Below are 22,600 nucleotides of genomic sequence, written 5' to 3'. Positions count from 1 at the left end.
CATGAACCGCCGACTGGACAACGACCGCACCATCCGCGCGCCCCGCGGCAGCGAAATCAGCGCCAAGAGCTGGTTGACCGAAGCTCCCTTGCGCATGCTCATGAACAATCTCGATCCCGACGTTGCAGAACGTCCGAGCGAGCTCGTCGTCTATGGCGGCATCGGCCGCGCCGCGCGCGACTGGGAGAGCTTTGACCGGATCGTTGCTTCGCTGCGCGAGCTCGAGGACGACCAGACGCTGCTGGTCCAGTCCGGCAAGCCGGTTGGCGTGTTCCGCACTCATGCCGACGCGCCGCGCGTCCTGATCGCGAATTCCAACATCGTGCCGCACTGGGCGACGCTCGATCATTTCAACGAGCTCGATCGCAAGGGCCTGATGATGTACGGCCAGATGACGGCGGGTTCCTGGATCTATATCGGCAGCCAGGGCATCGTGCAGGGCACCTACGAAACCTTCGTTGAAGTTGGCCGCCGCCACTATGGCGGCAGCCTCGCCGGCAAATGGATTCTGACGGCCGGTCTCGGCGGCATGGGCGGCGCGCAGCCGCTGGCTGCGACCATGGCCGGGGCCTCGATGCTGGCGGTCGAATGCCAGCCGAGCCGCATCGAGATGCGTCTGCGCACCGGGTATCTCGATCGCCAGGCCGCAACGCTGGACGAGGCGCTTGCGATCATGGCCGACGCAGCGAAGACGAAGAAGGCGGTCTCGGTCGGCCTGCTCGGCAATGCCGCGGAGATTTTTCCCGAGCTGGTCCGCCGTGGCGTCAGGCCCGACATCGTCACCGATCAGACCAGCGCGCACGATCCGATCAACGGCTATTTGCCGAAGGGCTGGACGCTCGCCGAGTGGGAAGCCAAGCGCGCTGCCGACCCCAAGGCCGTGGAGCGCGCCTCGAAGACCTCGATGGTTGAGCACGTCCAGGCCATGCTGGATTTCCATGCACTGGGCATTCCGACCCTCGACTATGGCAACAATATTCGCCAGATGGCGCAGGACATGGGCCTGAAGAATGCCTTCGATTTTCCCGGCTTCGTTCCCGCCTATATCCGTCCCTTGTTCTGCCGCGGCGTCGGGCCGTTCCGCTGGGCCGCGCTGTCGGGCGATCCCGAGGACATCTTCAAGACCGACGCCAAGGTCAAGGAGCTGATGCCTGACGACAAGCATCTGCACAATTGGCTCGACATGGCCAGGGAGCGCATCAAGTTCCAGGGCCTGCCGGCGCGGATCTGCTGGGTCGGGCTCGGCGATCGCGATCGCCTGGGCCTTGCCTTCAATGAGATGGTGGCGCGCGGCGAATTGAAGGCACCCATCGTGATTGGCCGCGATCATCTCGACAGCGGTTCAGTGGCGAGCCCCAACCGCGAAACCGAAGCGATGAAGGACGGGTCGGACGCTGTGTCCGACTGGCCCTTGCTCAACGCCCTGCTCAATTGCGCCAGCGGCGCGACCTGGGTGTCGCTGCATCACGGTGGCGGCGTCGGCATCGGCTATTCCCAGCATGCCGGCATGGTGATCGTCGCCGACGGTACGCCGGAAGCGGCGAAGCGGATCGCGCGCGTGCTCTGGAACGACCCTGCCAGCGGCGTCATGCGCCACGCCGACGCGGGCTACGACACCGCGATCGACTGCGCCCGCGACAAAGGGCTCGACCTGCCGAGCCTGCGCTAGGCGCGACTTAGGCCACGACCCTGGCTTCGGCGCTGCCGAGGCGCTGGCGTTCCTTTGCGAGATACTCGTCGATCGCGTCGCCGTGCATGGGCTTTGCGAAGTAGTAGCCCTGGATGAAGTCGCATCCCAGCCGGCCTGGAGTAACCGTGCCTGCCCGTTTTGAGCATGGCGGCCATAGCCGCAACGCGGCCGGCTGAGGTTTGACCGCGCACAGTCGGCTCGTCATACTTTGCGCCAAGGCGAGCCAGAAAGACTCGTCGGTATCGGGAGCTGAAATGACCAAATCATTCTCCGTCCTTGCGGGGACGCTGATTTCCGTCGTCTCCTTCACTTCGATTGCCTTCTCGCAGCCGGCCTGCGTCACCCAGAACATGGCCGTGCCGCCTGGGGCCAACACCACCGACAAGGCGGGCCCGTTCTTCATTGATACGACGGGTCTTGACTTCAAGACGGCGCCTCCGACGCGCGATCCATCCAATCCCAATTATCCACGCGCCACAGAGCTTCCTGACGGAACGCTGCCGCCACCGGGTGCCGAGGGCAATTTCATCATCGGTCCCACCCACAATCCTGCGCCGGAGACGATCGCGAAGGAGGGCGTGCCGCGTGGGACGACAAAGTCCTTCACGCTGTCGTCGAAGGAGAGCACCATCTACAATCCTGGCCTGATCCGCGATGACGCCGCCGGCTGCACCAATTCCTCGATCATGACGACCGTCACGGCGCCGGACGACAAGTCGCACATGATCGTCACCACCAGCCATCCCGGCGTCTGGTCGCGCACCATCGACGTCTATGTGCCGGCGCAATATGTGCGCGGCAGCGAGGCGCCGTTCATCGTGGTCGGCGACGGCGGCTCCAACGCCTACAAGGACCTCGCCGTCACGCTCGACAATCTGATCGCGCAGCGCCGCGTGCCGCCGATGATCGCGATTCAGATCGGCAATGGCGGGCAGGACGCGCAGGGCAGTCAGCGTGGCCGCGAATATGACGCGGTGTCAGGTGCCTACGCGCAGTTCGTCGAGCGTGAAGTGCTGCCGCTGGTCGAAAAGAACGCCGATGTCAAGCTGACCAGAAATCCCGATGGGCGTGCGACCATGGGGCTGAGTTCGAGCGGTGTGGCCGCCTTCACCATGGCGTGGTTCTATCCGGATCTCTATCACCGCGTGCTGGCGTTCTCGCCGACCATGGTCAACCAGCAATGGCCGCACGACCCGTCGCTGCGCGGCGGTGCCTGGGAGTATCACAGCGCATGGACGGGGCCAGCCACACCCCATCTCATCTCCAAGGCGGGCGTGCTCACGCCGGCCGAGCCGCCCGGCCTGCCGCTGATCGTCGCCGCGCCGACCAAGCCGATCCGGTTCTGGTTCTTCGGCGGCGACCAGGACCTGTTCTATCCGAACCCCACCATTCCCGATGGCATGCACGACTGGACCCTCTCCAACGCGCTGATGGCCAAGGTGCTCGCGGAGAAGGGCTACCACTATCAGTTTCTGTTCGTCCGCAACGCCAAGCACGTCGACCGTCCCACGATCGCGCAGACGCTGCCGTCGGCGCTGGAGTGGGTCTGGAAGGGCTATCCTATCCCCTGAGCGAAAGTAGCCTAGCGCCCGATCGTCACGCCGGCGGTCGAGCGCATGGCGTCCTTGAGGCTCGTCGCGTTCTTGTCGTCGAGGACCTCTCGCGTCAGCACGGTGGTCTGGCCGGGCGTGTTGAGGATCGTCTCTCCGCGCGAAAAGGAGAGGCGGTCGGCCTTGTAGGGTGAGGCCTGATCGGTCGTGGGCGCATGGCGTTTACTGGATGCGGCGAAGGCTCCTTGCGAGACGCAGAGGACGACAATCACGACCAGTCGCAACGATCTTGCGGGCATGCGATCTCCCAAATTCAGGGCGTTAGCCTAGCATATGGGCTGCTCGTCACTGGAATAAAGGGTCAGGCGAGAGCGGCCTGGCGTTCCCGCATTAATTCGCGGACCGGATCGGGTTTCCCCGGCTCGGCGAGCCGTGTAAAACTGCGCTGGCTTGCATGCGCGGGGGCTTCGACAATCACGCCTTCGCAGACGATCTGTCCGCCGAGCATCCGGAATTCCAGCTTGTCGTAGCGCGGCATCGTCTCGCCGGGCGCGGGCGGCAGCAGCCCGACGCTGCCCTGGATGTTCAGCGTGGCATCATCGGCGCCGTGGAGGCGGGGATTCCACATCCTGATCCCGGTCTCCGCCCAGCGCTGCCGGATTAGCGCGGCGCGGTCGGCGGGCTCTGCGGCTCTCACGCGAGCTTTCGGTGCATACGGGATCTCCGGAGCCGGAGACACGAGGGCCGGAGCTGGCTCGATAGTTGTGACGACGCCGAGCGTCTCGGTGGAGTCTTCCGCGGCGCCGGGGGAAGGATCGCTCTCGATGCTATCCTCAGGGACATGCTCCGGCGAGATGTCGCGATCGGCGAACGCGACACACGTGTCGTCGAGAGTCGAGGAAGTATCCACGTCGACGACCAGAGCGATGGCGTCAACCGTGACGACCTCGACATCGACAGAAGAGGCCTTCTCCGCCACAACGGGCTCAACGTCGGCCGAAAGTTCGGAAGTTGGATCGCTGTTGATGATGAGTTCGGGGACGTCGACCGCTTCGCGCACGACGTCGATAGTCGCGACCGAAACTTCCACGACGATCGGCTCGACTTCCGTCGGCGTCTCCTGGGATGAATCGTCGCTGCCGCTGACATCGGCTGGCGTTTCCGACGGGCTCTCCGCGATGACAGGGCTGGAGGTGTTGTCTTCGGCGGCTGAAGCCGCGACCGGGACGTCGCAGTGCGACGTATCCGCGTTGATGCTGGTGTCGAGAGCCGGAGCCGTATCTGCAATTTCTGCAACAATGGCGGGTGAGGCGTCTACTGCGTCAGGCGTGACGTCGATGCTGCCACCGTGCGGCGCGGGGCGAAGCCGGGTGAACGCCCATTTCACCGCGGCGATGCGGCGCAGCAACGATATCAGTCTCGAAAGCACTGGGAGTTGTCCAAGAGGTACTCGGCTTGAGGCCATCGCTGATTCGCCAGCAATGTAAAAATCCCCGGCTGTCACACTGATGTCAATGTAGGTAGGACCAATTGCAGAACATCCACGCCTTCAGGGCGCGCGGCTGCGATTTAGCCGGCGTGACTGTAACCAAGGTGCAGCCCCGCCAATACGCTTCGTTCGACACCAACACCTTCGCACATGACATCGACAAGCTTTGACGGCACAAAGGTTCTGGAGAGGGGACGATCGCCCCTCTCCAGGATTTTCGATCGATACCGGCCTACTTTCCGGCGCCGGAGCCGGAGCCAGCGCCGCCGCCGGCCTGGCTGCCCATGTTATTGGTGTTGCTGCCGCCGGCCGACGGGGTCTGCTTGCCCTTGCTGTCGGCGGCCTCGTTCTGCATGTTCGACGACGCGCCGGTTGTCATGCCCTTGGTCGCGGGGCCCCGCGACGAAGGGCCAACGTCGCCCTGGCCGGATGCGCCTGGGGCGGGTTGTGTCTGCGCAAAGGCGCCGCCGGTCGCCAGCGCCATGATGCACGCGGATGCCAAAATGATCTTCTTCATCTGGTTTCCTCCTGGGTTGCCTTGACGACAACTTGCGCGCGGAGCGGACGTTCCTCACTTAGGAGCGCCGCGAGGCTCATGACCAAGCGCATTGCGGCGCTGTCGAGGTTCCCTGTACAGCTCTATCGACGGTAAAGTTTGGAACATCGAGCATCTTGTGTAAGGACGAGGCATGAAAAGGATAATGACTCTCGGAGCGGTTCTGCTCTGGTCCACCATCGCGTTCGCACAGGAGCGCACCATTACTGTGGCCTCGACGACGTCGACGGAACAGTCGGGGCTGTTCGGTTACTTGCTGCCGCTGTTCTCGAAGGCCAGAGACGTTGACGTGAAGGTCGTTGCCGTCGGTACGGGTCAGGCGCTCGACATCGGGCGGCGCGGCGATGCAGATGTCGTGTTCGTCCATGACAGGCCTGCCGAAGACAAGTTCATGTCCGAAGGCGAGGGCGTGAAGCGCTTCGACGTCATGTACAACGACTTCGTCATTGTCGGGCCGAAGAGCGATCCCGCCAAGATCGCCGGCGGCAAGGATGTGGCCGAGGCGCTGCGCAAGATCGCGGCCGTGAAGGCGCCGTTCATCTCGCGCGGCGACAAGTCCGGCACGCACGCGGCCGAACTGCGGCTGTGGAAGGAGGCAGGCATCGACCTCGGTGCCGCCAAGGACGGCTGGTATCGCGAGATTGGCCAGGGCATGGGTCCAGCACTGAACATGGCGTCGTCGTCGAACGCCTATCTGCTGTCGGACCGCGGCACCTGGTTGTCATTCAAGAACCGCGGCGACCTTGCCGTCCTCACCGAAGGCGACAAGCGGCTGTTCAACCAGTACGGCGTCATGCTGGTCAATCCGGCCAAGCATTCGAACGTGAAGGCGCGGGACGGGCAGGCCTTCGTCGACTGGCTGATCTCTCCTGGGGGGCAGGAGGCCATCGCGGGCTACAAGGTCGGGGGCGAGCAGCTATTTTTCCCCAACGCGTCCCACTAGCAGGAAGGCGACGGTCGACACTGCGACGCTGAGTGCGAGCAGGATCAGCCCGAGCCCGAGCGCCAGCGGCAGGTCGCCCTTGCTGGTCTCCAGCGCGATCGCGGTCGTCATCGTGCGCGTGAAACCGCGAATATTGCCACCGACGATGAGGATGGCGCCGACCTCGGCGATCGCGCGCCCGAAGGCTGCGAGAAAGGCCGTCAGCAGCGAGGTCCGGCCCAGCGCGAACAGCAAGCCGATGCTGCGTAGCGTTGACAGCCCGTCGATCCGTGCGAGGTCGCCATACTCCGCCCACAGCAGGCTCGCCGGCCGGTGCACCAGTGCGACCACGATCGGTGTGGCGAGCAGCGTCTGCGCGACCACCATGGCCGCCGGCGTGAACAACAGGCCGGCGGCCCCGAGCGGGCCCGAGCGCGACAGCAGAAGATAGAGCGCGAGCCCGACCACGACCGGCGGAAGGCCAAGCAAGGCATTGGTCAGGACGATGATGACCTGCCGCCCACGGAACCGGGTGATCGCAAGCAGCGCCCCGAACGGCGCCCCGATCAGAAGCGCGAGGATGCTGGCAGTCAGGCTGACGCGCACCGACAGCCCGACGATGCCCAAAAGCTCTGCGTCGGCCTCGCCGATCAGTGTGAATGCGGCGCCGATGGATCGCGCGAAGTCGTTCATCCGTGCCCGAGCTTCGGCGCCCGCCACGATGCCTCGGGTGCGCCGATTTCGGGACTGCGGGGGTGATTCACGTATATTTCCCTGAGGGCAGCGTCGTGCAAGGCAGCGGCGGAGCGGTTTGGTAACCCGAATTTGACCGGAAATCAAAGCCTTGCGCGGCATGGGTACGAGGTGGCGTTCGGCCTCATCTTTTGCCCGATGCGGGGACGGTCGGGGCTCAGATCAAGCCGCGCAGCACTTCAACGAGCCGGGCACACTCGGCCTCCGTTCCGATCGTGATGCGCAGAAAGTCCTCGATGCGCGGCTTTCCGAAATGCCGGACCAGAACGCCACGCTGGCGAAGCGCTGCCGCGAGATCTGCTCCGCTCCGGCTTCGATGGCGCGCGAAAACGAAGTTGGCGAGCGACGGCAGCACATCGAAGCCGAGTTGTCTGAGATCGCGGGCCAAGGTTTCGCGGCTTGCGATGATACGGGCACGGGTGTCTCGGAACCAGCCGTCGTCCTCGATCGCGGCGACGGCGCCGGCGATCGCGAGGCAATCGAGCGGATAGGAGTTGAAGCTGTCCTTCACCCGTTCCAGCGCTTCGATCAGCGGTCGTTGGCCGATGGCAAAACCAACCCGCAGGCCAGCGAGCGAGCGCGACTTCGAGAAAGTCTGGATAACCAGCAGATTGTCGTGGCGTGCAACCAGCGGCACGGCGCTCTCGGCGCCGAAATCGACATAGGCCTCGTCCACCACCACCAGCCGGTCCGGCTGTTCGGCGAGCAGCCATGCGATGGCGTCGCGCTGAAGGGCGATGCCGGTTGGAGCGTTCGGATTGCAGAGCAGGATGGCGCTCGATGGTCGCCTGTAGTCGGAGATATCGATCCTCATCGCAGCATCGAGCGGCACCTCGTCATGCGTTATTCCATAGAGGCCGCAATAGACAGGGTAGAAGCTGTAGGTGACGTCGGGGAATAGAAGCGGTGGTTCGTGCTTCAGAAGTGCCTGGAAGGTGTGGGCCAGCACCTCGTCGGAGCCGTTGCCGACGAACACTTGCTCGGGCGCCACATCGCAATGGGCCGCGATGGCCTCGCGCAGGCGCGTTGCGCGCGGATCGGGATAAAGGCGCAGCCGCTCCGCGGCCGATGCGATCGCCGCCAGCACGCGCGGCGAGGGCGGGTAGGGATTCTCGTTGGTATTGAGCTTGACGATGCCGTCCTGCTTGGTCTGCTCGCCGGGGACATAGGGCGAAAGCGTGTGGACGACTGGACTCCAGAAACGGCTCATGAGCTCCAATCCGAATTTGATCGGGGCACAGTAGGGTATGCGGGAGCCCGGTGGAAGTGCGCCTGCGTTCAGCATTGCAGGCAAATCCGCACGAGGCTTACTGCCGGAGACGTTCCCGCAAGCGCGACCCCTATGCTAGGGTCATTGCACCACCGCCCAGAATGAAAAAGAACGAAGGCCGGCGCGCCCCAAGGCGCGCAACGGCCGAAAAGAGAGGAACACATGCCGGGTGCAGCCCTTCCCACCGCCCCCTCGATTCCGAGCGCGCCGGTGACGTCAGCCGTTCTCGACCGCTTGCGGGCCATCGTCGGCGACAAAGGCCTGATCGTGGACGAGCAGGACAAGCTGCCCTTCGTGACCGACTGGCGCGGCACGCTGGCGGGGCAGGCCGCGGCGATCGTGCGTCCGGCCATCACCGCGGAAGTCTCCGCTGTCGTCAAGCTCTGCTACGACAACGGCATTGCCATCGTTCCGCAAGGTGGCAACACCGGCCTGATGGGCGGTGCCACGCCGTGGCCCATGCACCGCGGCATCGTGCTGTCGCTTGGTCGCATGAACCAGGTGCTGAATATCGATCCCGTCGGCTATGCTATGACTGTGGAGGCGGGCTGCATCCTCGAGACGCTTCAGGACACAGCCGCGCGCCACGACCGCCTCTTTCCGCTCAGCCTCGGTGCTCAGGGCTCGTGCATGATCGGAGGTAATCTGTCCACCAATGCCGGCGGCGTGCAGGTGCTGCGTTATGGCAATGCGCGAAATCTGGTGTTGGGTCTCGAGGTCGTGCTGGCTAACGGCGATATCTGGGACGGCCTGCGCGCACTCAAGAAGGACAACACCGGCTATGACCTCAAGCATCTGTTCATGGGCGCCGAAGGGACGCTCGGCATCATCACCAAGGCGGTGCTGAAACTCTGGCCGGCGCCGAAAGACGTGTGCACGGCATGGCTCGCAATTCGCGATCCCAAGGCAGCCATCGACCTTCTGTCGGAGGCGCATGCCGCTTCCGATGACAATGTCGGCTCCTGTGAGCTCATCAGCCGTGCGTGCACCGACATGGTGCTGCGCCACATTCCCGGCACCCAGGATCCCCTCAAGGCTGAGACGGAATGGTATCTCCTTCTCGAATGGTCATCGGCACGGCCACGGCAGGACGGAGGCACGGGCATGTCGGACAGGATGGAGCAGTTCTTGGCCGACCAACTCGAGACGGGCCGGGTGCTGGATGCGGTGATCGCGCAAACCGAAGCGCAGTCGCGCAACATGTGGCGGATTCGCGAGAGCGTGGCCGAGGCATCGCGCACCGAAGGTCCGGGCTTGAGCTACGACGTGTCGGTCGCGGTCTCCAGGATTCCCGAGTTCATCGACAGCGGTCTCGAGGCCGTACTCGCAATCCTGCCGGCGATCCGCCCCTATCCGCTCGGCCACATCGGAGACGGCAATGTGCACTTCTCCTTCATGGGCCCGAAGGGCATGGACCGCGATACGCTCTCCCAATATTCCGCGGCGATCACACGGGCCGTCAACGACCTCGTCACCTTCATGGGCGGCTCGATCTCGGCGGAACATGGCATCGGCATCGAAAAGCTCGACGAGCTCCAGCACTACCGTTCCCGGACCGAGCTCGACATCATGCGCACGATCAAGCGGGCGCTCGATCCCAAGAACATCATGAATCCGGGCAAGGTGCTTCGTCTCGGTTGAGCTGTGCCCACCTCAAGCCCGGTGCTCCCGAACGCTCGGCGCTCACGGAGACGGATGCCGCGGATAGGCCGGGCCAAACAGCCGGGGGCGTCAAATCATGCCGTGTGGCGGCCGAAAGGCGGCTTTATTCCCGCCTTGGATGCTTTAAGGAAGGGACAGGATCAGGTCGCACCCGCCCGGGGGCGGTGCTAGACCCTGATGCAGGAACAAAGGGGCGGGCCGGCATGGCACGTCCGCAAGGATGAAGGATTTGAGGCAATGATCCAAAGCGTTGGCATCATCGGGGCAGGCACCATGGGGAACGGCATCGCGCAGATCTGTGCCGCGGCCGGGCTTTCGGTCGTGATGGTCGATATTTCCGATGCGGCGGTGAACCGCGGGATTTCGACGGTTGGCGGCAGCCTCGAGCGCCTGGTCAAGAAGGAGAAGATGTCGGCGGGCGATCGCGACGCCACGCTCAAGCGCATCACCGGCACCACCGACCGCGCCAAGCTCGTCGATTGCGATCTCGTCATCGAGGCCGCGACCGAGAACGAGGAACTCAAGGTCAAGATCCTGAAGGATCTCTGTGCGACGCTGTCGCCACGCACGCTGCTCGCCACGAACACCTCGTCGATCTCGATCACGAAGCTCGCCGCGGCGACCGACCGTCCCGACCGATTCATCGGCATGCACTTCTTCAATCCGGTTCCAGTTATGGCGCTGCTGGAGCTCATCCGCGGCTTGCAGACCTCCGACGACACCCACGCCAAGGCGCTCGATTTGGCCAAGCGCGTCGGCAAGGTGGCGATCACGGCCAAGAACAGCCCGGGCTTTGCCGTCAACCGCATCCTTTGTCCGATGATCAACGAGGCGATCTTCGCGCTGCAGGAGGGGATTGCGACGGCGGAAGAGATCGATGCCGGCATGAAGCTCGGCTGCAACCATCCGATCGGCCCGTTGGCGCTCGCCGATCTCGTCGGGCTCGACACCATGTTGTCGGTGATGGAGGTCTTTTACAAAGGCTTCAACGACCCCAAATACCGTCCGGCCCCCTTGCTCAAGGAAATGGTCGATGCCGGCCATCTCGGCCGCAAGACGGGGCAGGGCTTTTATACCTACAGCGCCTGACAACGGCGCGGGCGGCGGGCGTTGAGTGTGCTCGCCGCCAGACCCCGCGATTTGCGCTGCGACAAAGACGCCGCGCGCAATCGGCCCGACAATGTCGAACGGGCGCCGTGCGGGAACAACGGAACGGATAACAAGGGACATGTCGGATCGACTGAAGGCCGAGCGCGAGGCTGCGACCGCGCGGCGGAATTTGCTGACCCAGGATGCAATCGAGCGCACGGGGATCACCGAAGAGATGATCGGGGAACTCGTGACCCGCTTCTACGGGCGCATCCGCGAGGATGAGCTGCTGGGGCCGGTGTTCGCGAACGTGCAGAATTGGGACGAGCATCTGGCCAAGCTCCGGGATTTCTGGTCGTCGGTCGTGCTGATGAGCGGCCGCTACCATGGTTCACCGATGCGGGCGCATATGCCACTGAACCTGATCGGGGATCATTTCGACCGCTGGCTCGATTTGTTCGAACAGACGGCACGCGAGGTCTGCCCGCCGCCGGCAGCCGCGCTCTTCATCGACAGGGCGCGCCGCATCGCCGACAGTTTTGAGATGGCGTCGGCAACGTTGGCCGGACGCATCGCTGCGCCGCGTCACGTGCTCCGCTCCTAGAACACAAAACGCCTGCCTGAGAAATGCGCAGCCGCGCTGATGGCGCTACGATGGCGCCGAGCGTCGGCGCATTGCACCAATACCGGCAGCATTGATCTGATCTGCAAAATCATCATGCCGGTCGCGTAGCGTGACGTTGCAATTAGAAAAATGCGCGTAAATGCGCGTGTTCTCGTTCAATCAGTGCGAGCATAACCATGTGATGCACTGCGGGAAAAAATCTTTGCCTTTTTTTCGGCAGAGTTCCAGCGCCTGCTTGCGGGCATGTCGCGTGCATCGTTCAACACATCCTCTTCATCCTCCGACAACACAGCGGAATCCGACGCTGACGCCTGCACGGAGCAAACCCGGCGGGCGCTGTTGATGAATGCGCTGGCCACCACGGCGTGCCTCGCCTGTTCCACGCAGGTCCACGCGGGCGAGGATGCGCCCGGCTCCGACGAACGGCCTCAGAAGGGCGATCTGCTCGTGTTCTCCGAAGGCGATCAGGAGGGAAAGCCCGTCACCGCGGCCGCTCTGTCGGCCGGCGGACCGCCGGTGCATGCCTGGCCGAAAGATCCGAAGACATCGGTCGTGCGCAGCGCCTCGCGCCTCAATGAGATTCTGATCATCCGCCTTGACCCCACCGAGCTCGACGAGCAGACGAAAGCGCGCGCTGTCGACGGCATCCTCGCCTATTCGGCAATCTGCTCGCATGCCGGCTGTCCTGTCACGGCCTGGGTGAAGAGCGATGTCGGCGACAAGGAAGTGCTCAAATGCATGTGCCACAACTCCGAATACGATCCTCGCGCGGGCGCGCAGGTCGTGTTCGGGCCGGCGCCGCGACGGCTCGCTGCGCTGCCGCTGGCGCTGGCTGACGGCTCGCTCAGCGTCGCCGGGAACTTCATCGGAAAGGTAGGTGGCGCGCAGCCGGGATGATGGGCGTGCGGGTTGTGCCCGCGTCACGAGAGGCCGCATCCGCCGATGGGCGGACGACGGGACGAACGACAAGAATTCAAAACAAGAATTCAAACGGATATAAAAGGGGAACGTCCATGACCAGGAAGCAATGGTTACTGTCCGGCTTTGTCGCCTTCACGTGTCTTGCATCGACCGCCGCCATGTCAGGCCCGATCGAGAACTACGCGCCGGTTACCGCGCAGCGGTTGGAAAACCCGGAGCCCGCCAACTGGATGCTTTACCGGCGGACCTATGACGGGCAGGGCTACAGCCCACTCGACCAGATCAACACCTCGAATGTGAAGAACCTCACCCCGGTCTGGACTTTCGCGACCGGCGTGGTCGAAGGTCACGAGGCGCCGCCGATCGTCAACAACGGCGTGATGTTCGTGGCGACCCCGATGGGCCAGGTGATCGCGCTGAACGCCAAGACCGGCGACGAATATTGGCGCTACAAGCGGCAGCTCCCCGACGACCTGTTCCAGTTGCATCCGACCAGTCGCGGCGTCGGCCTCTGGGAGGACAAGCTCTATCTGGCCACTACCGACGACCATGTCGTCGCGCTCGACGCCAAGACCGGCAAGGTGGTGTGGGACACCAAGGTTCAGGATTACAAGAAGGGCCAGTACATGACCCTGATGCCGCTGATCGTCGACGGCAAGGTCATCGTGGGCGGCTCCGGCGGCGAGTTCGGCGTGCGCGGCTATGTCGCCGCCTATGACGCCAAGGACGGCAAGGAGCTCTGGCGGACCTATACGATTCCGGGCGAAGGCGAACCCGGCCACGACACCTGGCAGGGCGAGGACTGGAAGAACGGCGGCGGCTCGGCCTGGATGACCGGCAATTACGACAAGGACACCAAGACGATCTATTGGGGCGTAGGCAACGCCGCGCCCTGGCCCGGCGAGATGCATCCGGGCGACAATCTCTATACCTCGTCGGTGCTCGCGCTCGATCCGAACACCGGCAAGATCAAGACCTATCATCAGTATCACCAGAACGATTCCTGGGATTGGGATGAGGTCGAAGCGCCGATGTTGATCGACCTGCAACGCGACGGTCGCAACATCAAGAGTCTGGTCCATCCGGGACGCGATGCGATCTTCTGGATACTCGAGCGCACGCCGACCAAGATCAACTACGTCGCCGGTTGGCCGTTCGTCTCCACCGACGTCTGGAAGGGCATCGACGCCGAGAGTGGCAGGCCGATCGTCGATCCCGCGCACAAGCCGATGGTCGGCAAGCGCGTGGAGTTCTGTCCGTCGCTGTGGGGCGGCAAGGATTGGCCCTCGGCGGCCTACAGCCAGAAGACCGGCCTCGTCTACGTGCCCGCCAACGAGAATTTCTGCGGCGGGTTCACCGGCGAGAAGGTTCCGCTCAAGCCCGGCGAACTCTGGCTCGGCACCAAGCCGGAGGACATCGGGCTGAAGACGAAGCCCGGGGCGGATCATTTCGGCGAGCTCCAGGCCTGGGACCCCGTTACGGGCAAGAAGATGTGGCAACACAACTTCCCGAAATCGCAGCTGTTCGGATCGGTGACGGCGACCGCGGGCGATCTCGTCTTCGTGGGCGGCACCAACGACCGCAACTTCCGCGCCTTCAACGCCAAGAGTGGCGAGCTGCTGTGGGAGCAGAAGACCAATTCCGGTATCATGGGCATGCCGGTGTCCTATGAGATCGACGGTACGCAATACATCGCGATCCAGTCGGGATGGGGCGTGGATGCGCAGCGCATCCAGGATGCCCTCGTGACCAACAATATCGGCATCGAAGCCAACGTGCCGCAGGGCGGCGTGATCTGGGTGTTCGCGCTGAAGAAATAGGCCCCGCTGGCGGATCGAAAGAAGCGGAGTGTCAGGGGGCAAATGCGGCGGACGGTAACGTCCGCCGCATTTTGCGTGGGCGTTGTCCCTTCTTCCCCTGCGGGAGAAGGTGGCGCGAAGCGCCGGATGAGGGGTTCTATCCGCGCGTCTCAATGTGCGGACCCGCGCAGGCATACCCCCCACCCACGCGTGATCGTGGCAACTGGCGTCGCTGCCCTCTCCCGCAAGGAAAGAGGGCACATCGATGCGCTTCGGCGAAGAAGTAGAGCCGATATTCGCGATGTCAAAACGCCGATGCTCAGATCGCTACTTCCCCTCGCGCTCGACCTTGTCCTTTTCCTTCTGGTTCATCTCGCGAGCCTTGGGATCGGGATTGTGCTGTCCGGTAGTCTGGGTGGTCGAGGGCGGCGTGGCATTGGCGTTGGGCAGCGAGTTCTGGTCCGGCGTGCTGGGGCGCGTCGCCGTTGTCGGCGGCGTGGTGTTGCTCTGGGCGTATGCGCCAGTGGCCGTCAAAAGAAAGGCGCTCGACAGCAACGAGACTGCGAGCGCCTTTGGGATATGGGTCATCGATCTGCTCCTGTCAGATCGATGCAAACGGCGCGAGGCCGCCTTGTGTTCCCGCCTTTACGCTTCCAATTGCTTGCCGAGCGGAAGGCTGCGGATGCGCTTTCCGGTCGCGGCGAAGATGGCGTTCATCAGCGCCGGCGCGAATGGCGGGACGCCAGGCTCGCCCACGCCGCTCGGCGGCGTGTCGGGTCCTGGCGGCACGATGTAGACGTTGGTCACCGCAGGGGATTCGTCGATCCTGAGGACCTGGAAGTCGTCGAAGTTCTTCTGCTGCACCTTGCCGTCCTTGAAGGTGATCTCGCCGTATTTGGCGAGACTGAGCCCCATGATCGCCGCGCCCTCGATCTGGGAGGCGATGCGCTCGGGGTTGACATAGGTGCCGCAGTCGATGGCGGTGTCCACCCGCGGCACCGCCAGCTTGCCCTTGTCGTCGACGGCCACCTCGACGATGGTCGCGATATAGCTGACGAAGCTGCGGTGCACGGCGATGCCGAGGCCATGGCCCTTCGGCACTTGACGGCCCCATTCGCCCTTCTCGGCGACCAGCTCGACCACCTTGCGCAGGCGCGCGGTGTCGATCGGATAGCTGTCCAAGGGCTCGCCGTAGTTCCACATGTCCTTCACGGCGGGCTTGACGATGCGCGGGCTCCCGATCAGCGCGAGCAGCGTCTCCTTCTGGTCGCGGCCGGTCGCATGGGCGATCTCGCCCACCATCGACTGGACCGCGAAGGCGCGCGGGATGTTCGAGACCGAGCGGAACCAGCCGATGCGGGTGAACGCCGCGGCTTCCGGGTTCTCGCAGGAGATGTTAGCGATCTCGAACGGCATGTCGACGAGGCCCATGCCGAGCTCGAAGGGCGCCTCATGCTTTGCACCCGCCGCGAACGTCGAGGCGATGCTCGGGGCCACGCTGCGATGGCGCCAAGCGATCACCTTGCCGCTCTTGTCGAGCCCCGCCTCGATCCGTTCCACGGAGACCGTGTGCAGGAAATCGTGGCGGACGTCGTCCTCGCGCGTCCACTGCACCTTGACGGGTACGCCGAGCTCCTTCGACAGCAACGCGGCCTCGAGCGCAAAGTCGCATTTCGACTTGCGGCCGAAACCGCCGCCGAGCAGCGTGACGTTGACCGTGACATTGCCCTCGGGAATGCCGAGCGTCTTCGCGACGTCCTCGCGCGTACCGCCCGGGCTTTGCACCGGCGCCCAGATCTCCGCCTTGTCACCCTTGACGTCGGCGACCGCCACCGGCGGCTCCATGCTGACATGAGCAAGATGCGGCAGATAATATTCGCCGACGACGACCTTGTCGGCGCCCTTCAGAGCAGCCTCGGCATCGCCTTCCTGGCGCACCACAAGGCCCGGCTTGCGCGAGGCCTCCTCGAGCTCCTTGCGGTAGGCGACGGAATCGTATTTGCCGTTGGCGCCATCGTCCCAGGTCAGCTTCAGCGCGTCGCGACCCTTGATCGCCGCGCCGGTATTGCGCGCGATCACGGCAACGCCGCCGAGCGGCTGGAATTTCGACGGCCACGGCCAGCCGCGCACCTCCATCACCTTCTCCACGCCCGGGACCTTCAACGCCGCGTCCGGATCGAACGAGACCAACTTGCCGCCGGTCACCGGCGGGCGCGCGATCACGGCATACTTCATGCCAGGCAGCCGCACGTCGGCGCCGTAACGCGCTTTGCCGGTGGTGATGTCATGGAGATCGACGATGCCGATCTGGCCCTTGCCGAGATAGCGGAAGTCCTTGGGGTCCTTCAGCTTGAGCCCTTCGATGCTCGGGACCGACTCCTTGGCAGCGTCGGCTGCGAGCGCGCCGAACCCGAGCTTGCGGCTCGTCGCGCTGTGGACGACTTCGTGATTGACGGCCTTGACCTCGGTTGCCGGCACACCCCAGCGTTTCGCGGCGGCCTGCTCAAGCATGGTACGGGCGGAGGCACCGATCTGGCGCATCGGCATCAGATAATGCCGCGTGCTGCGCGAGCCGTCGGTGTCCTGGTTGCCGAACTTGACCTCGTCGCCATGGGCCTGTTCCACCTTGACCCGTGACCAGTCGGCTTCCATCTCCTCGGCCACGATCAGCGGCAGGCTGGTGCGCACGCCCGTTCCCATCTCGGCGCGGTGGGCGAGGATGGTGACGGTGCCGTCGGGCGCGACCGCGACGAATACGCGCGGATCGACCACGACGCCGTGCGGCATCTTGCCGGCGCCGGTCTCGTAGGCGAACGCCTGGCGCGACATCACGGGCGCCGCGAGCACAAAGCCGCCGGTGATGCCGAGCCCCTTCAGGATGCTGCGGCGCGAAACCTTCTCGACCTTGATGTTCTTCTCGAAGCCACGAAGCTTCTTCGGGTTGTCGATGAAATTCATGTCACACTCCCGTCGATGCGAGATGGACCGCATTCTCGATGCGCTGGTAGCAGCCGCAGCGGCAGATGTTGCCGGACATCGCCTCGCGGATCTGGTCGTGCGACGGCTTCGGGTTGTCCATCAGCAGCGCAGCCGCCTGCATGATCTGGCCCGCCTGGCAGAAGCCGCACTGGGGTACGTTGACCTGACGCCAGGCCTTCTGCACCGGGTGATCGCCGTTCGGATGCAGTCCCTCGATCGTCGTGATCTCGCGGCCGGCGACGTCGTTGATCGACGTGATGCAGGCGCGCACGGCTTCCTTGTCGACGATAACGGTGCAGGCGCCGCACAGGGCCTGGCCACAGCCGAACTTGGTGCCGGTCAGCCCGGCCTCGTCGCGCAGGAACCAGAGTAGCGGGAGATCCGGGTCGCCGTCCCAGCTCTGTTCCTGGCCATTGATCTTCACCTTGATCATGATCGTCCCTCGCTCTTCATAAGCTTGCCGATTTCAGATTTTCCAGATGCCGGTCGGTGGAACGCCCGCTGCGCGGCGTCGCGTTCCAGCCGTCCTCCCGCGCGGGCAGATCCCGGCAGGACTCAGAGGAATGCCAATGTCATGTCCGGATGTGCTCGATACCTCCCGTCGTGTTCTTGATTATTGAATTTCGCGCGGCATCGTCACGACGCGATCGTAGCAGGATCGCTTCGGTCTGGCGTTCACAGCCAAGTGTTTTCCAATCAGCTGTTCTCGACGGGAAAAGATTGCAACGAAGGTTTGTCAAAAGCAGGGCGCCCCATCGCGCCGCGCGCCTCTCGAGATGGGCGCACTAAAAAAAGAGCTTCGTCCGCCAGAAGACCTGTGCGGACGAAGCAGGATGCCTCAGTCGAGGGAGGGAGAAACGCAGGCCGCGGACTTCAAGCCGGAAGCCGGCGGCCCTGCGCAGTCATTCAGAGACCAGGACTGAGGGAGTTGACGGTCCCCACACAAGTGCAGTTGAAAAGCGGCGGCATCGCCGCGATTGTCCCGGGCCGGCTCCGTCCGCTCGCTGGGTGTGGTGGAACGCGAGCGGACGGGGCGCAGCAAACGTCAGGCGACCTTTGCTCAGGCGGCCTTTGCTTAAGCGGCCTTGGCTTTCGCCACGTGGGTCGCGATCGCGTCCATCAGCGCCGGTGACAGGCAGTCATAGGGCTCAAGTCCAAGCTCCTTGAACCGAGCCCGTATTCCGCCCATCTGCTCCGGCTTCACGCCCGATTCGATCACCGACGAGACGAAGGCGGCGAATTGCGGCGCCTGCGAACCCTGCTCCTGGAACAGTTCGGGGTGGATGAAGTCGAGGCCGTAGAACGGGTGATCCTTGTTCTCGATGCGGCCGTACATGTGCGTGCCGCAGGCCTTGCAGGCGTAGCGCTGGATCGTCGCCGATGGATCGACGATCTGGAGCTTGTCGCCGTTCTCGAGCACGGTGACGTTCTGGCGGGGTACCACGGCGACGACGGAGAAATTCGCCCCCTGCGGTTTCCAGCACTTGGTGCAGCCACAGGCGTGATTATGCGCGACGTCGCCCTTGACGGCGACCTTGACCTGATGGTCCTTGCATTTGCATGCGAGCGTGCCGCCGGCGAAGCTGCCGCTGCCCTGTTTGATGCCGTTATCGATCGAGGGATGGAGTGCAACAGTCATGGGTCGATCCTCCTTGGGGTGACGCTTTTCGAACTAGAACACGACGACTGAACGGATGGACTTGCCCTCATGCATCAGGTCGAAGCCTTTGTTGATGTCTTCGAGCTTGAGCGTGTGGGTAATCATCGGGTCGATCTGGATCTTTCCGTTCATGTACCAGTCGACGATCTTCGGCACGTCGGTGCGGCCCCGCGCGCCGCCGAAGGCGGTGCCGCGCCAGTTTCGCCCGGTGACGAGCTGGAACGGGCGGGTCGCGATCTCCTTGCCGGATTCGGCAACGCCGATGATGATCGAGGTGCCCCAGCCGCGATGGCAGGCTTCCAGCGCCTGGCGCATCACTGTGGTGTTGCCGGTGCAGTCGAAGGTATAGTCGGCGCCGCCGTCGGTCAGGGTCACGAGATGCGGGACGATGTCGCCGGTGATCTTCTTGGGATTGACGAAGTCGGTCATGCCGAACCGGCGTCCCCATTCCTCCTTGGAGTCGTTGATGTCGACGCCGATGATCTTGTCCGCGCCAGCCATCTTGGCGCCCTGGATCACGTTCAGGCCGATGCCGCCGAGGCCGAACACGACCACGTTGGAGCCCGGCTCGACCTTGGCGGTGTTAACGACGGCGCCGACGCCCGTGGTGACGCCGCAGCCGATGTAGCAGCTCTTGTCGAACGGCGCGTCCTCGCGGATCTTGGCGACCGCGATCTCCGGCAGCACGGTGAAGTTCGAGAAGGTCGAGCAGCCCATGTAGTGGTAGATCGGCTTGCCTTTGTAGGAGAATCGGCTGGTACCATCGGGCATCACGCCTTTGCCCTGCGTCGCGCGGATCGCGGTGCAGAGGTTGGTCTTCTGGCTGAGGCAGCTTTTGCATTGCCGGCATTCCGGCGTGTAGAGCGGGATGACATGGTCGCCCGGCTTCACCGAGGTCACGCCAGCACCGATCTCGCGGATGATGCCCGCGCCCTCATGGCCCAGGATCGACGGGAAAATTCCCTCGCTGTCGAAGCCGTCGAGCGTGTAGGCGTCGGTATGGCAGATGCCCGTCGCCTTGATCTCGACCAGGACTTCGCCGACCTTTGGTCCTTCCAGATCGACTTCGACGATCTCGAGCGGCTTCTTGGCTTCGAAAGCGACGGCGGCACGTGTCTTCATCTTAAGCTCCTTAAATTCCAGCAGGGCGCCCAGATCCAGGTCCTGGTCGGGCTCCGCACGTTCATTTCTTGCCCATGCACGAATCTTCGTTCTTGGTATAGGCGTCGTTCTTGTCCTCGTGCTTGCCGGGTCTTGTGCGGCCCCAGGCCTCGTTGGAGCGGGCGCGCAGGTAGACGTAGAGATCGTCCATGTAGCAGGCGACGTTCGGGTTATCGCCGAAGGCCGGCATCACGTTCTCTGCAGCAGTCGAGATGTTCTTGCGGCCGGAGGCGACGACGCCGAGAAAATCGGCATAGCTCATCGTCTTCAGCGAATCCTTCAACGCCGGGGCGTAGGTCGAGCCCATGCCGTCCGGGCCGTGACACACATGGCAATCCGAGTGATAGCGGCGGTATCCGGAATAGGTGTACCAGTCGACGGATCCGTCGGTGATCTTGTAGGTTGGGTTGCCTTCCTTGTCGGACCATTCGCCGGTTTCGTTCTGCTTGACGGCAGTCGGGTCACCTGATCCGTCAGCGACGGCAATTCCCCCGGACGCGACCAAGAACATCGCAGCAATGGCAGAGCAGATTTTACGCAAGAGATTTTCCTCGGAAGGCATTCGGTGAGACGAGCCGGCGCGTGGAGTTGATCCACGCGCCGGAGCGATGCTGAGAGGCCTAGTTGGGCAGCGAGAACACGGTCAGCGTACCGCCGAGTGCCGTGTAGTTGCTGAGCGCCGCGTAGCCACCGACGGCGCCGAGACCGGCGGTCGGATCGGTCAGGCCTGCCGCCAGACCGATGCCGGCCCAGCCGCCCACGCCGGAGAGCACTGCGACATACTGCTTGCCGCCGTTCTCATAGGTGGTGACGTTGCCGATGATGCCGGAGGGAGTCTTGAACTTGTAGAGCTCCTTGCCGGTCTTGGCGTCGACTGCCTTCAGGTAGCCTTCGAGCGTTCCGTAGAACACCACGTTGCCCGCGGTTGCGAGCGCACCCGACCAGACCGAGAACTGCTCCTTGTTCGACCAGACGATCTTGCCGGTCTTGCCGTCCCAGGCGATGAAGTTGCCCATGTGGGTTTCACCCTGTGGCGGATACATCGAGAGCGTTGCGCCCACGTAGGGCTGACCCGCGGTGTAGCTCACCTTGAACGGTTCGTAGTCCATGCAGACGTGGTTGGTCGGAACGTAGAACAGCTGCGTGTCCGGCGAGTAGGCTGCCGGCTGCTCGTCCTTGGTGCCGAGCGCGGCCGGGCAGATGCCCTTCACGTTGTGGTCCTCGCCCGCCTTGTCGGTCGAAGCTGCATCGAGCACCTTCGGGCGGCCGTAGGTCGGCGAGTTCTTGTCCATGTCGACGCCGGAGGTCCAGTTCACCTTCGGATCGTACTTTTCGGCGACCAGAAGCTCACCGGTGGCGCGATCGAGCGTGTAGCCGAGGCCGTTACGATCGAAATGCGTCAGCAGCTTGCGCGGCTGGCCGTTGATGGCCTGGTCCGAGAGGATCATCTCGTTGACGCCGTCATAGTCCCACTCGTCGTGGGGCGTCATCTGATAAACCCACTTGGCCTGGCCGGTGTCAGGGTTGCGAGCCCAGATCGTCATCGACCATTTGTTGTCGCCGGGACGCTGCTTCGGATTCCAGGTCGAGGGATTGCCCGACCCGTAATAGACGAGGTTCAGCTCGGGGTCGTAGGAGATCCAGCCCCAGGTGGCGCCGCCGCCGATCTTCCACTGATCGCCTTGCCAGGTCTTCAGGCTCGAGTCCTTGCCGACCGGCTTGCCGAGTGCGGTGGTCTTCTCTGCGTCGACCAGGATCTGATCGTCCGGTCCTTCAGAGTAGCCGCGCCAAGCCAGCTTGCCCGTCTTGATGTCGTAGGCGGTCATATGGGCTTGAACACCGAACTCGCCGCCGGAGATGCCGATCAGCACCTTGTCCTTGACGACCATGGGGGCCGAAGTACCGGTCTCGCCCTTGCTGGCGTCGCCGTTCTTCGCGGTCCATGCCACCTGACCGCTCTTGGCATCGAGCGCGACGAGCGTGGTGTCGGCCTGATGCAGGAAGATCTTGCCGTCGCCATAGGCCAGGCCGCGGTTGACCGTGTCGCAGCACATCACTGGGATTACGTTCGGATCCTGCTTCGGCTCGTACTTCCAGACGATCTTGTTCTCATTGGAAAGGTCAATAGCGTAGACCTTGTTTGGGAACGGCGTGTGGACGTACATCATGTTGCCGATGATCAGCGGGCCGCCTTCGTGGCCGCGCAGCACGCCGGTCGAGAAGGTCCAGGCGACCTGGAGCTTGCCTACGTTTTGTGCGTTGATCTGGTTCAGCTTGGAATAGCGGGTGTTGGCGTAGTCGCCGGTCGGCATCACCCAGTCTTTCGGGTTCTGCGACATCTTGAGCACTTCGTCGTTGGCCGACGCGCTGCCGACGGCGAGAGCCGCCGCGGAGCCAAGATAGGCCGCGAGTAGTACCTTGCGCATAGTCATTCCTCCATTGGTCTCGTTTATTGTTTCCGAAGCATTGCTTAA

21 protein-coding genes are annotated in these 22,600 nt (G+C 63.7%); 8 read left to right on the top strand and 13 right to left on the bottom strand.

The annotated features are described in order from the left end of the window. Position 1 precedes the first annotated feature (1 nt). Entirely contained in the window at positions 2 to 1,669 is a 1,668-nt protein-coding gene (gene hutU / locus IVB19_RS26885) for a urocanate hydratase (RefSeq protein WP_026234001.1), read from the top strand. A gap of 7 nt (positions 1,670 to 1,676) precedes the next feature. Here hutU and IVB19_RS26880 read toward each other — a convergent pair whose 3' ends face one another. Beyond that, complete coding sequence (locus IVB19_RS26880) at positions 1,677 to 1,952, bottom strand: hypothetical protein (protein ID WP_083926599.1); 276 nt, start codon at positions 1,950 to 1,952, stop codon at positions 1,677 to 1,679. Here IVB19_RS26880 and IVB19_RS26875 point away from each other — a divergent pair. Then, a complete protein-coding gene (locus IVB19_RS26875) occupies positions 1,945 to 3,261 on the top strand; it encodes an alpha/beta hydrolase (protein ID WP_247295114.1) in 1,317 nt (438 codons plus the stop codon). The two genes, IVB19_RS26880 and IVB19_RS26875, sit on opposite strands and share 8 nt — an antisense overlap. 11 nt (positions 3,262 to 3,272) lie before the next feature. Here the strand turns inward: IVB19_RS26875 and IVB19_RS26870 are convergent, their stop codons facing one another. From IVB19_RS26870 to IVB19_RS26860, 3 genes are all read right to left on the bottom strand, one after another. After that, on the bottom strand, positions 3,273 to 3,539 hold the full coding sequence (locus IVB19_RS26870; protein ID WP_018460323.1) for a TonB-dependent receptor plug domain-containing protein: 267 nt from the start codon (positions 3,537 to 3,539) through the stop codon (positions 3,273 to 3,275). Positions 3,540 to 3,601: 62 nt separating this feature from the next. Beyond that, a complete protein-coding gene (locus tag IVB19_RS26865; RefSeq protein WP_157643161.1) occupies positions 3,602 to 4,669 on the bottom strand; it encodes a hypothetical protein in 1,068 nt (355 codons plus the stop codon). A gap of 292 nt (positions 4,670 to 4,961) precedes the next feature. Continuing rightward, positions 4,962 to 5,246 (bottom strand): hypothetical protein, encoded by a 285-nt coding sequence (locus IVB19_RS26860; RefSeq protein WP_018460320.1) that lies wholly within the window; start codon positions 5,244 to 5,246, stop codon positions 4,962 to 4,964. A gap of 172 nt (positions 5,247 to 5,418) precedes the next feature. On the opposite strand from IVB19_RS26860, the gene IVB19_RS26855 reads away from it, so the two are divergent. Then, on the top strand, positions 5,419 to 6,228 hold the full coding sequence (locus tag IVB19_RS26855; RefSeq protein ID WP_026234000.1) for an ABC transporter substrate-binding protein: 810 nt from the start codon (positions 5,419 to 5,421) through the stop codon (positions 6,226 to 6,228). Here the strand turns inward: IVB19_RS26855 and IVB19_RS26850 are convergent. Together IVB19_RS26850 and hisC are read right to left on the bottom strand one after the other, a co-directional pair. Beyond that, on the bottom strand, positions 6,202 to 6,900 hold the full coding sequence (locus tag IVB19_RS26850) for an ABC transporter permease (protein ID WP_018460318.1): 699 nt from the start codon (positions 6,898 to 6,900) through the stop codon (positions 6,202 to 6,204). The genes IVB19_RS26855 and IVB19_RS26850 overlap by 27 nt on opposite strands. Positions 6,901 to 7,117: 217 nt before the next feature. Beyond that, positions 7,118 to 8,170 (bottom strand): histidinol-phosphate transaminase, encoded by a 1,053-nt coding sequence (hisC, locus tag IVB19_RS26845; protein WP_026233999.1) that lies wholly within the window; start codon positions 8,168 to 8,170, stop codon positions 7,118 to 7,120. Positions 8,171 to 8,392: 222 nt separating this feature from the next. Here hisC and IVB19_RS26840 point away from each other — a divergent pair, with 222 nt between their 5' ends. The 5 genes from IVB19_RS26840 to IVB19_RS26820 all read left to right on the top strand — a co-directional run bounded on the left by IVB19_RS26840 (position 8,393) and on the right by IVB19_RS26820 (position 14,347). Next, the gene (locus tag IVB19_RS26840) at positions 8,393 to 9,871 is read left to right on the top strand and encodes an FAD-binding oxidoreductase (RefSeq protein WP_026233998.1); all 1,479 of its coding nucleotides are present in this window, start codon (positions 8,393 to 8,395) and stop codon (positions 9,869 to 9,871) included. 258 nt (positions 9,872 to 10,129) lie between these two features. After that, the gene (locus IVB19_RS26835) at positions 10,130 to 10,981 is read left to right on the top strand and encodes a 3-hydroxybutyryl-CoA dehydrogenase (RefSeq protein WP_018460315.1); all 852 of its coding nucleotides are present in this window, start codon (positions 10,130 to 10,132) and stop codon (positions 10,979 to 10,981) included. A gap of 139 nt (positions 10,982 to 11,120) precedes the next feature. Continuing rightward, complete coding sequence (locus tag IVB19_RS26830) at positions 11,121 to 11,585, top strand: group III truncated hemoglobin (protein WP_247295107.1); 465 nt, start codon at positions 11,121 to 11,123, stop codon at positions 11,583 to 11,585. A gap of 264 nt (positions 11,586 to 11,849) precedes the next feature. Then, positions 11,850 to 12,503, top strand: a complete 654-nt coding sequence (locus IVB19_RS26825) for a QcrA and Rieske domain-containing protein (RefSeq protein WP_018460312.1) — start codon at positions 11,850 to 11,852, stop codon at positions 12,501 to 12,503. 116 nt (positions 12,504 to 12,619) lie between these two features. Next, the gene (locus IVB19_RS26820; protein ID WP_018460311.1) at positions 12,620 to 14,347 is read left to right on the top strand and encodes a methanol/ethanol family PQQ-dependent dehydrogenase; all 1,728 of its coding nucleotides are present in this window, start codon (positions 12,620 to 12,622) and stop codon (positions 14,345 to 14,347) included. 306 nt (positions 14,348 to 14,653) lie between these two features. Here the strand turns inward: IVB19_RS26820 and IVB19_RS26815 are convergent, their stop codons facing one another. The 7 genes from IVB19_RS26815 to xoxF5 form a co-directional block, all read right to left on the bottom strand. Beyond that, positions 14,654 to 14,914 carry a hypothetical protein gene (locus IVB19_RS26815; RefSeq protein ID WP_247820100.1) on the bottom strand — a complete coding sequence of 87 codons (261 nt, stop codon included), beginning with the start codon at positions 14,912 to 14,914 and terminating at the stop codon, positions 14,654 to 14,656. A gap of 57 nt (positions 14,915 to 14,971) precedes the next feature. Further along, complete coding sequence (locus IVB19_RS26810) at positions 14,972 to 17,284, bottom strand: xanthine dehydrogenase family protein molybdopterin-binding subunit (RefSeq protein WP_247820099.1); 2,313 nt, start codon at positions 17,282 to 17,284, stop codon at positions 14,972 to 14,974. A 1-nt stretch (position 17,285) separates the two neighbouring features. Then, on the bottom strand, positions 17,286 to 17,738 hold the full coding sequence (locus IVB19_RS26805; RefSeq protein ID WP_007601363.1) for a (2Fe-2S)-binding protein: 453 nt from the start codon (positions 17,736 to 17,738) through the stop codon (positions 17,286 to 17,288). A 642-nt stretch (positions 17,739 to 18,380) separates the two neighbouring features. After that, positions 18,381 to 18,944 carry an S-(hydroxymethyl)glutathione synthase gene (gene gfa / locus IVB19_RS26800; RefSeq protein ID WP_018460308.1) on the bottom strand — a complete coding sequence of 188 codons (564 nt, stop codon included), beginning with the start codon at positions 18,942 to 18,944 and terminating at the stop codon, positions 18,381 to 18,383. A gap of 33 nt (positions 18,945 to 18,977) precedes the next feature. Next, positions 18,978 to 20,087, bottom strand: coding sequence for an S-(hydroxymethyl)glutathione dehydrogenase/class III alcohol dehydrogenase (locus tag IVB19_RS26795; RefSeq protein ID WP_018460307.1), 1,110 nt, complete (start codon positions 20,085 to 20,087; stop codon positions 18,978 to 18,980). A gap of 61 nt (positions 20,088 to 20,148) precedes the next feature. Beyond that, entirely contained in the window at positions 20,149 to 20,637 is a 489-nt protein-coding gene (locus IVB19_RS26790; RefSeq protein WP_007601366.1) for a c-type cytochrome, methanol metabolism-related, read from the bottom strand. Between the two features lie 109 nt (positions 20,638 to 20,746). Further along, positions 20,747 to 22,552, bottom strand: a complete 1,806-nt coding sequence (gene xoxF5, locus IVB19_RS26785) for a lanthanide-dependent methanol dehydrogenase XoxF5 (protein WP_018460306.1) — start codon at positions 22,550 to 22,552, stop codon at positions 20,747 to 20,749. Positions 22,553 to 22,600 lie beyond the last annotated feature (48 nt).

Origin of the sequence: Bradyrhizobium sp. 187 (assembly GCF_023101005.1) — a bacterium.
Lineage (GTDB): Bacteria > Pseudomonadota > Alphaproteobacteria > Rhizobiales > Xanthobacteraceae > Bradyrhizobium > Bradyrhizobium canariense_D.
The sequence above is the reverse complement of the archived record's forward strand: the minus strand, read 5'-3'. Positions and strand labels throughout refer to the sequence as shown.

Coding starts and splice junctions, on each gene's coding strand:
- IVB19_RS26860 (WP_018460320.1), bottom strand. CDS start 5,246: ATGAAGAAGATCATTTTGGCATCCGCGTGCATCATGGCGCTGGCGACC.
- IVB19_RS26810 (WP_247820099.1), bottom strand. CDS start 17,284: ATGAATTTCATCGACAACCCGAAGAAGCTTCGTGGCTTCGAGAAGAAC.
- IVB19_RS26825 (WP_018460312.1), top strand. CDS start 11,850: ATGTCGCGTGCATCGTTCAACACATCCTCTTCATCCTCCGACAACACA.
- IVB19_RS26835 (WP_018460315.1), top strand. CDS start 10,130: ATGATCCAAAGCGTTGGCATCATCGGGGCAGGCACCATGGGGAACGGC.
- IVB19_RS26840 (WP_026233998.1), top strand. CDS start 8,393: ATGCCGGGTGCAGCCCTTCCCACCGCCCCCTCGATTCCGAGCGCGCCG.
- hutU (WP_026234001.1), top strand. CDS start 2: ATGAACCGCCGACTGGACAACGACCGCACCATCCGCGCGCCCCGCGGC.
- IVB19_RS26815 (WP_247820100.1), bottom strand. CDS start 14,914: ATGACCCATATCCCAAAGGCGCTCGCAGTCTCGTTGCTGTCGAGCGCC.
- IVB19_RS26795 (WP_018460307.1), bottom strand. CDS start 20,087: ATGAAGACACGTGCCGCCGTCGCTTTCGAAGCCAAGAAGCCGCTCGAG.
- IVB19_RS26850 (WP_018460318.1), bottom strand. CDS start 6,900: ATGAACGACTTCGCGCGATCCATCGGCGCCGCATTCACACTGATCGGC.
- IVB19_RS26820 (WP_018460311.1), top strand. CDS start 12,620: ATGACCAGGAAGCAATGGTTACTGTCCGGCTTTGTCGCCTTCACGTGT.
- gfa (WP_018460308.1), bottom strand. CDS start 18,944: ATGACTGTTGCACTCCATCCCTCGATCGATAACGGCATCAAACAGGGC.
- xoxF5 (WP_018460306.1), bottom strand. CDS start 22,552: ATGCGCAAGGTACTACTCGCGGCCTATCTTGGCTCCGCGGCGGCTCTC.
- IVB19_RS26830 (WP_247295107.1), top strand. CDS start 11,121: ATGTCGGATCGACTGAAGGCCGAGCGCGAGGCTGCGACCGCGCGGCGG.
- IVB19_RS26805 (WP_007601363.1), bottom strand. CDS start 17,738: ATGATCAAGGTGAAGATCAATGGCCAGGAACAGAGCTGGGACGGCGAC.
- IVB19_RS26790 (WP_007601366.1), bottom strand. CDS start 20,637: ATGTTCTTGGTCGCGTCCGGGGGAATTGCCGTCGCTGACGGATCAGGT.
- IVB19_RS26875 (WP_247295114.1), top strand. CDS start 1,945: ATGACCAAATCATTCTCCGTCCTTGCGGGGACGCTGATTTCCGTCGTC.
- IVB19_RS26855 (WP_026234000.1), top strand. CDS start 5,419: ATGAAAAGGATAATGACTCTCGGAGCGGTTCTGCTCTGGTCCACCATC.
- IVB19_RS26870 (WP_018460323.1), bottom strand. CDS start 3,539: ATGCCCGCAAGATCGTTGCGACTGGTCGTGATTGTCGTCCTCTGCGTC.
- hisC (WP_026233999.1), bottom strand. CDS start 8,170: ATGAGCCGTTTCTGGAGTCCAGTCGTCCACACGCTTTCGCCCTATGTC.